Annotated in this window: 3 protein-coding genes; all 3 read right to left on the reverse strand. The window is 32.1% G+C overall.

The window, feature by feature from the left end; all coding sequences use genetic code 11:
- Positions 1-225: 225 nt before the first annotated feature.
- The 3 genes from ACE01N_RS20215 to ACE01N_RS20225 all read right to left on the reverse strand — a co-directional run bounded on the left by ACE01N_RS20215 (position 226) and on the right by ACE01N_RS20225 (position 2,744).
- Positions 226-1,011: a hypothetical protein gene (locus tag ACE01N_RS20215; protein ID WP_380592842.1), complete on the reverse strand. Its 786-nt coding sequence runs from the start codon at positions 1,009-1,011 to the stop codon at positions 226-228.
- A gap of 190 nt (positions 1,012-1,201) precedes the next feature.
- Entirely contained in the window at positions 1,202-2,074 is an 873-nt protein-coding gene (locus tag ACE01N_RS20220) for a hypothetical protein (RefSeq protein ID WP_380592844.1), read from the reverse strand.
- A gap of 139 nt (positions 2,075-2,213) precedes the next feature.
- Positions 2,214-2,744 carry a hypothetical protein gene (locus ACE01N_RS20225; RefSeq protein ID WP_375730216.1) on the reverse strand — a complete coding sequence of 177 codons (531 nt, stop codon included), beginning with the start codon at positions 2,742-2,744 and terminating at the stop codon, positions 2,214-2,216.
- Positions 2,745-2,982 lie beyond the last annotated feature (238 nt).

Genomic DNA, 2,982 nt, shown 5'->3' on the forward strand with positions numbered 1-2,982 from the left:
CTCAAGATTCTGGGCCATTTCTTTAATTTGAGATTTCGTCAGTTTCATAATGATATTTTTTACGCTTGCACCTAACGTTCCCGCGGTATGCTGTCGTGGCAGTTTCTTTCCGACGGGAAAGGAACTGTCAGGACAAAAGAGACAGCCTGCGAACGTTGATATGTTTTGTTTAAAAATACTGCCATGCAGTATGACCGCGTGTTAGCTGCTGGGCATTTTTTTTCGTTACATGAAATCATTAATTGTTACATCCTGTCCTAGTTGACGAGAAAGCGATTGCATCATTCTCTCCATTATTTCCTGTTGTGTTTTGATATTTCGTTCCATAGTTTCAGAAGAATTAAATTCTTTCATTAAGTCAATAAAGTCATCAGATACTTCTGCTTTTTTTGACAATTTTTCTATTAAATCAGTAAAATACTCATCAAGTAATTCAGAAACTGCAAAAGTATGCGCTCTCTGAAAAACCACTTTCATTTTTTCAGTATCTGGCTGTGATGGGTCTGTAGGAATTTGTGCACTTAATAGTTCAAATCTTGAAAGTATGTCAAGAAGTTCATGCAAATGAATAGTCAATTCCGGAATGATTTCTGTTTCAGTAATAACAATCCTTTTAAATGTATTTATCTCTTCAATAAAATTATCAATTTTGTCAAGCATTTGAATCAAATACTTATCAGGCATAATTGAGATGCCATCCTCATTAAATAGAAATTTATGTTTGATATAAGAATGATAAACTTTTAAGAAACAGCCTAGAACTCTATTATATGCTCTTTGTCTTTCTCGTTTATCTTTTGCAAAATCCAATTCATCTTTTTTTAGTTTATCTTCTCGATCTCTTTTATCTTTTTCAAGTAAAAAATAGTGATTACGTTTATTATTCGAATTGGAAAAAATCAAAGTCAAAATAGCAGTTATAAATCCAAGTAATCCAACTGTTAAAGTTGCTGTTGATGTAGCAAAGTTTTTCCAAAAGTCATTTGTGGTGTTAAAAATAAGTTCTATCATTTAAATCTATCAATTTATGTTGAGGATTTTAATTGCCTTGCAGCTAACGTTCCCGCGGTATGCTGTCGTGGCAGTTTCTTTCCGGCGGGAAAGGAACTGTCAGGACAAAAGAGCCTAACCGCGAACGTTGAAATATTTTAGTTAAAAGTACTGCCATGCAGTATGACCGCGTGTTGTACCTCGTTTTTTTTTATTCAGGTTCGAAAGTCAACTTTAAATCGTTCACTTTAATATTTCTATTTGATTTTTCTTTTATGTCTTTCATTAAAAATAATACCAGTTCTATCTCGTTTGATGTACGTTCTTTTTTAGAGAAAATAAGTTTTCTAGGCATAATGATATTCCAAATTAGATCTGATGAAATTGATGTCATCTTTAAATCCCGTTCAGTATCAAATACTTTTGTCACTAAAGTCTCTTTCCCCGTTTTTTTATCTTTTCTAAAAAAAGTTACTGAGTCAGAAACGTCGAATGTAGAGTTGATAGAATCCGTATCTATACTTTTCAGCTTAAATTGATCAAAATTAGGGAATATTTTCAGGGTATGTTTATAACTATTATATTCATCTCTATCTGAAAAATCATTGGCTAGTAGTATTAGGCAATGCTTTATTGCCGTTAAACTGTCTTCAATTTCTGTTGTCATTACAGAACCCCGATAAAACAAAAAATGAATTAGTGAAGTCTTATTCCCATCCGAAAAAGTAACTTCATCGTCTAGGAATTTTAAAGCCTGATCTTTCTCTGTGGCAATCTTAGATATTTTATCATAATGAAAAGTCCCTTTTGAAATGGTCTCAAGTATGTGCCGTTCACTTATGGTGCCATTCTTCTTCGGTGTAAGCGAATAGATTAAATCAAATACTGTTTCAATTGAATGTAAATATGTCTGTCTAATATCACTCTTTATCGTTCTCAAAAAATCGTTATCGGAATAGTTTAAGATTCTTTCATTTAACTTGAGGTTTTGGTAATTATTTAACAGGTATTTTAACGAAAGTTGTTTGTAATCGTAATAATTTACTTGATAATTAGAATAAAAGTCTGTTGAATTAATTAGCATTGATTTATTTTTAAAATGAGGTACAACGTTCCCGCGGTATGGTGTCGTGGCAGTTTCTTTCACACGTGAAAGGAACTGTCATGACGAAAGTGACAGACGGTGAACGTTGATATGTTCTGTTTAAAAATACTGCCATGCACTATGACCGCGTGTTGTGCGTAGTTATTATTTCCTTTAATTCTTCTATCATGGTTGAGAGTCTTGAATATTCAATAAGAAAACTTATTAATAATAACAAAATCAATAAGCTTAAAACTCCTATTATATCAATCCATGATGATTCTAAATCTATCGGCATTGAAAGGTAAATCCCAGACGAAATAATTAATAGAAAAATTAAAGTTGTCCCTAATGGCAATCTTGCCACTATATCTATTTTATCGTCAGATTTTATTGTTCCAATTATTTTGAAAGGGAATGAAGTTCTAAAGCTAAAGAATTTCATTCTAGTGAGGAAATATACTTTGTTGTCTCTTGTGAATTGAAATCTACCCATATCTTTTACAATTGTCCTGTATTTTTCAATTTTCAAGGTTGATGTATCAATCTCAATTGTTCGCTTAAATACAGGTATTCCAATATTAAAGAATGTTTCTACTAACAAATATGTAGTAACTCCTTCAATTATTGTAATAATAATAATGCTTATGAATATAATGGATAAAATCATTTTTCTCTAATTACGCACAACGTTCCCGCGGTATGGTGTCGTGCGGTTGACTGTCCCACGCAGTGGAGACTGTCAAGCCGAAAACGACGGCATACGGAATTTGAATTTGCAAGTTAAAACAAAACCGCATGCACTATGACCGCGTGTTGTAGCTAGTTTTATTTTTATAATCCTAAGCTCTTATTATTTCTTGATAGAATTACAATTATAATCCCAGTTATTAAATGAATAAATATGA

Source organism: Quyinboa ferrireducens (assembly GCF_042436675.1).
Lineage (GTDB): Bacteria > Bacteroidota > Bacteroidia > Bacteroidales > UBA5342 > JBHJHP01.